This is a genomic window from Acidimicrobiales bacterium (assembly GCA_036378675.1).
GTDB lineage: Bacteria > Actinomycetota > Acidimicrobiia > Acidimicrobiales > Palsa-688 > DASUWA01.
In genome coordinates, this window is record DASUWA010000028.1 from 1 (window position 1) to 6,493 (window position 6,493).

A 6,493-nucleotide genomic window follows, 5' to 3' on the forward strand; every position below is an offset into this window, starting at 1 on the left:
AGCTCAGTCGGCAGAGCACAGCCATGGTAAGGCTGGTGTCGTCGGTTCGATTCCGACAGGGGGCTCGGCGGCGTAGCTCAGTTGGTCAGAGCACTCGGCTCATAATCGAGTTGTCGTCGGTTCAAGTCCGACCGCCGCTACAAAGAGTCAACTGAGAAACCGCCCAAGACGTCGTTGAAGTCCCACAATCGGTAGTCGAGAAGAAGTCGAGAAGAAGTCGAGAAGGAAGAAGGCCTGACCGGTGCCCAAGAACGAGAAGCGTGTCAAGGTGACGCTGGCTTGCGATGTCTGCAAGCGCCGTAACTACATCACCACGAAGAACAAGCAGAACGACCGCGAGCGGATCGAAATGAAGAAGTACTGCCGCTGGGACCGGCAGCACACTCTTCACAAGGAGACCCGGTAATCCTGCCCGAACCCGCCTCCGTCGAACGTCGCAGGAGAGGCGGCGGGCGCAACCGCGGCGAGATCGTGTCGATCCGGGGCGACGACCTCGGGTCCCTGGTGGACTGCGCGCGCGACGGGGACCGGGGCGCGCTCGACGAACTCGTACGGGTTACCTACGCCGACACCTACACTCTGGCCTACCGGCTGACGGGGCATGAGGACGACGCACGCGACGTGGTCCAGGAGGCGTATCTCAGGGCTTACCGGGGGCTGAGGCGTTTTCGGGGGGACTCGCAGTTCACGACCTGGCTCTACCGAATCACCGCCAACTGCTCGGCGAACCTTCTCGCCAAACGCGCCCGGACCCGTACGGAGACTCTGCCTGAGGACGCCCCACTGGTTGACGTCCACCCGGACCACGACCCGGAGGAGCGCGCGGCCGGGGAAGCGGAACGGGCCAGGGTGGCGGCAGCGCTTGCCGTCCTTCCGGCGCGCTTACGCCAGGTGATCGTGCTCCGGGACATCTACGACCTTCCCCACGGGGCGATCGCAAAGGAGCTGGGGATCTCCGAGGCTGCCGCGAAGGTCCGGCTCCACCGGGCCCGCCGGCGCCTCAAGGAGTTGCTGACAGCGAAGGACGTGCCGCCGGAGGATGCGGTGGCGGATGCAGTGGCGGATGCAGGAGCGGGTGCGCCAACGGGCGCGCCGGCTGGTGCGGTTGGATTCAAGGGCGATGGGGATGCGCTCGCTAGCTGAGATCGTCCAGCTGCGCACCGGAACCTGCCGTGAGGCCGGGCACTACTTGCCGGCAATCGCCGCCGGCGAATATCCCGAGACCGACCGGGGTCGCGCAGAAACGGCGGAACCGGACACGACGCTTGCCCATATAGAGGAGTGCCTTCGCTGCCAGGCCGAGCTTGCCGCCTTCCGGAACCTCGTCGCCCAGCTGCGGGAGCTGCGAGGGGAGCTGGAATCACCTCCCGACGGAGCGCTGGCCGGCCTGTTGGAAGCCATCGCCAGCGAGTCGGCACCGAGTACGCATTGGGCGGTTCGCGCCGCCTACGTCGGTGGTATCACCGTCGCTACCGCCGCGGCCGGCGCCGCGGGCGTGCTGGTCTGGATGAGCCTTCGCCGTCCAGGGCTGGCCAGAGCGAGCTGACCCCGGCCGGCCGCGCTAGCCGCGAAGGGCGTCGCGGAGGAGTGAGGCGAGCTGCTCCTTGGCCGCGCCCGGCAACCTGTTCAGATCACACCGCTTGGCGACGGCCGCCCACAGCTCCTCAATGAGCCGCTCCCCGTCTTCGGTCAGGGCGACGCACTTCACCCGGCGGTCCTCGGGGTACGCCTGGCGTACCACTAGTCCCCTGGACTCCAACCGGTCCACCAGTCCGGTGAGATTCGAGGCCTCGCAGTTCATCTGATCGGCGAGGCGGCGCATCGGGCTCGGACCCCGCCGGAGCCGGCGGAGCACGTCGACCTGGGCGACCGAGAGACCTTCTTCCTCGCCCACCTCGCGGACGTGGTGCTTGGTGCGGTCCATTAGCTCCACGGCCAGCGCCGCCAGCCGAAGCTCCGTGTTCGGCCGGTTTGGGCCTCTGCTCAAAGAGGTCTCAACGCCCGCCGATTCATCGGAAGGGGCTGCTTTAGGGGCTTCCCGAACCGCCGTCTCACTCGAACCCATGATCACTCACCGTAGCCGACGTCACACCAATATTAAGTTGACAAACTGAAGTTTCAAGCGCCTAAATGGTATTGCCCTCCTTCGTCCCCCTAGGGAGGATTAGTTCGTTTTAGGAGCCCTTATGGCTTTCGCACCACACGACCCACTTGCCAGGCTCTCGTGGCTGGCCCGCCGCCGCTGGCGTAGGGCGGAGCTGCGCGTCCGCCGCGAGTTCGAAGCGGAGACGCTCGGCGAGTTGCGTCAACTCGCCGCGGACGGCGCTCCGATCGCCTGGACGACACCCCCCAACTCCGGGAGCACGCTCGAGGCGGGCGGAATCCTGGGCCCGGTCGAGCTGACCGCCGGCGGCCGGCGCATCGCCGCCAGGGCGGTGTGGGGCCCGGCGTGGGCGTCGCTGTCGGCCGCAGCTGCGCAAGGACGGGTCGTCCTCGCCGGGGCCGGACGTTACGGCGGGTCATGGTTGCTGCGGTTCAGGGTCGTCGGCGGCGACTCACACGACTCGCACGACTCACGGAGCATCAGGGAGTTTCCACTGCTGGGTGCCGGCATACGGATCATTCCGCACTCCGGCGGCGACGGATTTCGGTTGCCGGTCATTCCGCCTCGCCAGCCTGCTCTGGCGTAGAGACGAAGCGCGCCCGGGCCGGAGAAACGCGCCGGGGGCGCCGGACCTTCACGGGTGCCTCGGTGCTATCCTCCCGAGTTGGTAAGTCCCCCGACCAAGCAGGTCAACGCCCTGCAGAGGGCAGTAGCTCAATTTGGCAGAGCACCGGTCTCCAAAACCGGCGGTTGGGGGTTCGAGTCCCTCCTGCCCTGCAGCCCAACTCCCGTGAGAAGGTCCGACACGTGAGCATGAACCGACAACAGAGACGCCTCTTGCAGCGGCAGGGGCAAATGGCCGAGGACGGCACGCCCGTAGCCAGGCGCCCCGAACCGAGCGAGCGTCGCCCCTCCCGGCCGGTCGCGGGCGCGCCGCGCCGGCGAACCTCCCCGAGGCAGTTTCTCCACGAGGTGAACGTCGAGCTTCGGAAGGTCGCCTGGCCGACCCGGTCCGAGGTCTTCAACTACTCCACGGTTGTGCTGATCACATTGATCGTCGTGGGGGCGCTCATATTCGTGTTGGACCTGCTGTTCTCTAAGATGGCTGTTTTCCTTTTCAAGTAGAGCGGCATGACGTACGACCCTTCACCTCCGACAACTGATAACGACGCGCTCGCCGGCGACTCCGGGGACCAGCCCGGTCTGGCGGTGGATCTGGAAGAGGGCCAGCCAAGCGACGGCGCCGCCAGTGAGACCCCAGCCAACGACACGATGGACGACACGGCGGAGGCGGGCCAGTCGGCACAGGGCGTCGACGCTGCGATCGCCGGCGCCGCCGAAACAGCCGCCGAGGTCGAGGAGGAACCGGCTGCGCCGGCGCTACCCGAGAGCCCGTACGACCGCCCCGGTCAGTGGTTCGTCATTCACAGCTACGCCGGCTACGAGAACAAGGTGAAGTCGAACCTCGAGAGCCGCATCGCCTCCATGAACATGGAAGAGCGGATCTTTGAGGTTGTCATCCCGATGGAAGACGTCATCGAGTTCAAGAACGGCAAGAAGCAGGTCGTCTCGAAGAAGGTCTTCCCGGGTTATCTGCTCGTCCGCATGGACCTCGACGACGACTCCTGGTACGTGGTCCGCAACACACCGGGTGTGACCGGGTTCGTCGGCCTTGGCGCCCGTCCCACGCCACTCACCCGGCGTGAGGTGGAGAACATCCTGCAGGTGAAGGCCGAGGAAGGAGAAGGGGGGACCGCCAAGCGGAGCCGGCCACGCCTCGAGTTCGAGCTCGGCGAATCGGTACGTGTTCGCGAGGGTCCCTTCGCCGACTTCAGCGGGACGATCGCCGAGATCAACGAGGACCAGCTCAAGCTCAAGGTTCTCGTAAACATCTTCGGGCGGGAAACCCCGGTAGAGCTGGATTTCGCCCAGGTGGCGAAGCTTTAGAGCCGCAAAGGTTTAAGAGGAGTACGCAGTGGCCAAGCGCCGTGTAACCGCCATCGTCAAGATCCAGCTGCCCGCCGGCAAGGCGACGCCTGCGCCGCCCGTCGGCACCGCGCTCGGTCCTCACGGCGTGCAGACGATGGAGTTCGTCAAGCAATACAACGCCGCCACCGAGGACAAAGTCGGTCAGGTCATCCCGGTCGAGATCACGATCTTCGAGGACCGCAGCTTCACTTTCGTGCTGAAGACCCCGCCCACCGCGGTGCTCCTCCGCCAGGCCGCAGGCGTCGAGAAGGGCGCGTCGACCACGGGCAAGGAGACCGTGGCGAGCATCACCGACGCGCAGCTCACCGAGATCGCTCAAATCAAGATGCCCGACCTAAATGCCAACGACATCGAGGCCGCCAAGGCGCAGGTCGCCGGCTCGGCCCGATCGATGGGGATCAAGGTCGGTTAGCGGAAACCGCCCGTCAATCGGCAGGGCCGGGGGAGACCTCACCCCGCCCGCCCGTTACAAACGAGGGAGACTTACATGTCGCAAAGAGGAAAAAAGTACGTCGACGCAGCGAAGCGTTTCGACAGGACACGGACCTACGCGCCCGCTGAGGCGATCGACCTGGTCAAGAGCCTGGCTAGCGCCAAGTTCGACGAGACAGTCGAGATGGCCATCAGGCTCGGCATCGATCCGCGCAAGGCGGACCAGGTGGTCCGCGGCACCGTTGCGTTGCCGTCCGGGACCGGCAAGACCGTACGGGTCGCGGTGTTCGCCGCCGGCCCGGCGGCGGAAGACGCCAGAGCTGCCGGAGCCGACGTTGTCGGCGCGGACGACCTCGTGGCCAGGGTGGACGCAGGGTTCATGGACTTCGACGTCGCCATCGCCACGCCCGAGCTCATGGGTCAGGTCGGCCGCCTGGGCCGCAAGCTGGGACCGCGGGGCTTGATGCCCAACCCGAAGACGGGCACGGTTACGCCCGACGTCGGCAAGGCGGTAACCGACTTCAAGGGCGGCCGCGTCGAGTACCGGGCGGACACCCGTTCACGCGGCGTCGTCCAGGTCCCCATCGGCAAAGCGAGCTTCACCCGGCCTCAAATCCTCGCCAACTTCCGCGCAGTGATCGACGAGGTCAACCGGGCCAAGCCGGCCGCCGCCAAGGGCCGCTACATCAAGTCCGTCGCGCTGAGCTCAACCATGGGGCCCGGCGTGGACGTCGACACCGCCGCCCTGCGCGTCACCGACGAGGAATTGGCCGAAGTCTCCTGAGTGACCGCCGGCGCTCGGGGCAGGCTGCGACACACTGGTAGCGCAAATCGACCATGATCGATTTTCCCTACCCGGCTGTGGTTCCCCGGCGATCTGACGCTGCGTCGAGGCGGTCGTAGCATCGACGGCGTGAAGCAGTGGATAACTCCTCGGGCGCTCTTGCTTCACGCGGCCTTCCTGCTGATCGCAGCAGGCTGCCTGACCGCAGGCTGGTGGCAGATCAATCGCGCCATGGACGGCAACACCCTGAGCTACCTCTACTCGATCGAATGGCCGGCGTTCGTGGTCGTAGCTGGGATCGGCTGGTGGCAGATGGTGCACGACACACCGGAGGACATCGCCAACCGGCGCCGCTTCCACGAGCAGATGCGCGCGGCGAGCGCCGAGGTGGTCGCCCGCACTCTTCCCCGGTCGGCTTTGGCCATCACCGCCGATTCTCGAGAGTCATCGAGCCGGGTGCTCGACAGGGGCGGGCCGCCGCCGGCGCAGCTTTCCAGCGGCGAGAGGCACGAAGATCGGACCGGACACCTGGTCCGCCGTGACGCGACGCTGGCCGAGTTCGCGGAAACCGCGAGGTTGCTCGCCCCTGACAACGAAGCCGAGCCCGCCGACGAGGCCACCGAGTACAACCGGTACCTCGCCCTGCTCGCCGTCAAAGGAAGACCCAAAACGTGGCGCAACCCCAGAGGACTCTGACCGCTCGGACCCGGGAGGGCGCGCTCCTGCGCTACCGGGTGATGGCGTACGTCGTGGGCGTGCTGCTGCTCGTCGTTTTCTCGGCGATCCCGTTCGGGTCGGTCGAGAGAATCGTCGGTCCCCTCCACGGGGCGCTGTACATCGTCTATCTGGCTGCGGTCGTCGACGTGTTCGTCCGCTTCAAGTTGCGGCTTGTCGATCTGATCGCGATGGTCGCCGGCGGGTGGGTTCCCTTCCTCGCCTTCGTGGTCGAACGCTGGATGCGCCGGCGGTTGGAGCCGGCCCTCCTGGGATAGACGGCCCGAGCCGGCCGCGCTGGGGCGGAGACCGGTTTCCTTGCGATTTGGCACCTGTGAGGTGCCAAATCGTGAATAAAGGCTTGTTCCATGCCCGGTCCATGGTTCAACACGCGATCAGCCCCTGCGGCGGGCGGCTATCATGGCTGAGCTTTCCAAGCCGAAGACATCCGGTGCGCCCTCGGGCGCCTA

11 protein-coding genes and 3 tRNA genes are annotated in these 6,493 nt (G+C 66.4%); 13 read left to right on the top strand and 1 reads right to left on the bottom strand.

What is annotated here, in order from left to right:
- The 5 genes from VFZ97_10725 (at position 1) to VFZ97_10745 (ending at position 1,546) form a co-directional block, all read left to right on the top strand.
- Positions 1-62 (top strand) — tRNA-Thr (locus tag VFZ97_10725).
- Between the two features lie 4 nt (positions 63-66).
- Positions 67-140 (top strand) — tRNA-Met (locus VFZ97_10730).
- Between the two features lie 101 nt (positions 141-241).
- Positions 242-406, top strand: coding sequence for a 50S ribosomal protein L33 (gene rpmG / locus VFZ97_10735; protein ID HEX6393910.1), 165 nt, complete (start codon positions 242-244; stop codon positions 404-406).
- Between the two features lie 65 nt (positions 407-471).
- On the top strand, positions 472-1,143 hold the full coding sequence (locus VFZ97_10740; protein ID HEX6393911.1) for an RNA polymerase sigma factor: 672 nt from the start codon (positions 472-474) through the stop codon (positions 1,141-1,143).
- Positions 1,127-1,546 carry a hypothetical protein gene (locus tag VFZ97_10745; GenBank protein ID HEX6393912.1) on the top strand — a complete coding sequence of 140 codons (420 nt, stop codon included), beginning with the start codon at positions 1,127-1,129 and terminating at the stop codon, positions 1,544-1,546. The genes VFZ97_10740 and VFZ97_10745 overlap by 17 nt, the downstream gene beginning before the upstream one ends.
- Before the next feature lie 15 nt (positions 1,547-1,561).
- Here VFZ97_10745 and VFZ97_10750 read toward each other — a convergent pair whose 3' ends face one another.
- Positions 1,562-2,065 carry a MarR family transcriptional regulator gene (locus VFZ97_10750; protein ID HEX6393913.1) on the bottom strand — a complete coding sequence of 168 codons (504 nt, stop codon included), beginning with the start codon at positions 2,063-2,065 and terminating at the stop codon, positions 1,562-1,564.
- Between the two features lie 121 nt (positions 2,066-2,186).
- On the opposite strand from VFZ97_10750, the gene VFZ97_10755 reads away from it, so the two are divergent.
- The 8 genes from VFZ97_10755 to VFZ97_10790 all read left to right on the top strand — a co-directional run bounded on the left by VFZ97_10755 (position 2,187) and on the right by VFZ97_10790 (position 6,301).
- On the top strand, positions 2,187-2,690 hold the full coding sequence (locus tag VFZ97_10755; protein ID HEX6393914.1) for a hypothetical protein: 504 nt from the start codon (positions 2,187-2,189) through the stop codon (positions 2,688-2,690).
- Between the two features lie 117 nt (positions 2,691-2,807).
- Positions 2,808-2,881, top strand: a tRNA-Trp gene (locus VFZ97_10760).
- A gap of 36 nt (positions 2,882-2,917) precedes the next feature.
- Positions 2,918-3,229 (top strand): preprotein translocase subunit SecE, encoded by a 312-nt coding sequence (gene secE / locus VFZ97_10765; protein ID HEX6393915.1) that lies wholly within the window; start codon positions 2,918-2,920, stop codon positions 3,227-3,229.
- Positions 3,230-3,526: 297 nt separating this feature from the next.
- On the top strand, positions 3,527-4,051 hold the full coding sequence (nusG, locus tag VFZ97_10770) for a transcription termination/antitermination protein NusG (protein ID HEX6393916.1): 525 nt from the start codon (positions 3,527-3,529) through the stop codon (positions 4,049-4,051).
- A gap of 28 nt (positions 4,052-4,079) precedes the next feature.
- Positions 4,080-4,505, top strand: a complete 426-nt coding sequence (gene rplK, locus VFZ97_10775; protein ID HEX6393917.1) for a 50S ribosomal protein L11 — start codon at positions 4,080-4,082, stop codon at positions 4,503-4,505.
- Positions 4,506-4,580: 75 nt separating this feature from the next.
- Positions 4,581-5,309, top strand: coding sequence for a 50S ribosomal protein L1 (gene rplA / locus VFZ97_10780; protein ID HEX6393918.1), 729 nt, complete (start codon positions 4,581-4,583; stop codon positions 5,307-5,309).
- A 129-nt stretch (positions 5,310-5,438) separates the two neighbouring features.
- Positions 5,439-6,005 (top strand): hypothetical protein, encoded by a 567-nt coding sequence (locus VFZ97_10785; protein HEX6393919.1) that lies wholly within the window; start codon positions 5,439-5,441, stop codon positions 6,003-6,005.
- Positions 5,981-6,301 (top strand): DUF3817 domain-containing protein, encoded by a 321-nt coding sequence (locus tag VFZ97_10790; GenBank protein HEX6393920.1) that lies wholly within the window; start codon positions 5,981-5,983, stop codon positions 6,299-6,301. Before VFZ97_10785 ends, VFZ97_10790 begins: the two co-directional genes overlap by 25 nt.
- Positions 6,302-6,493: the final 192 nt, after the last annotated feature.

Coding starts and splice junctions, on each gene's coding strand:
- VFZ97_10750 (HEX6393913.1), bottom strand. CDS start 2,065: ATGGGTTCGAGTGAGACGGCGGTTCGGGAAGCCCCTAAAGCAGCCCCT.
- secE (HEX6393915.1), top strand. CDS start 2,918: ATGAACCGACAACAGAGACGCCTCTTGCAGCGGCAGGGGCAAATGGCC.
- VFZ97_10745 (HEX6393912.1), top strand. CDS start 1,127: ATGCGCTCGCTAGCTGAGATCGTCCAGCTGCGCACCGGAACCTGCCGT.
- VFZ97_10755 (HEX6393914.1), top strand. CDS start 2,187: ATGGCTTTCGCACCACACGACCCACTTGCCAGGCTCTCGTGGCTGGCC.
- rplA (HEX6393918.1), top strand. CDS start 4,581: ATGTCGCAAAGAGGAAAAAAGTACGTCGACGCAGCGAAGCGTTTCGAC.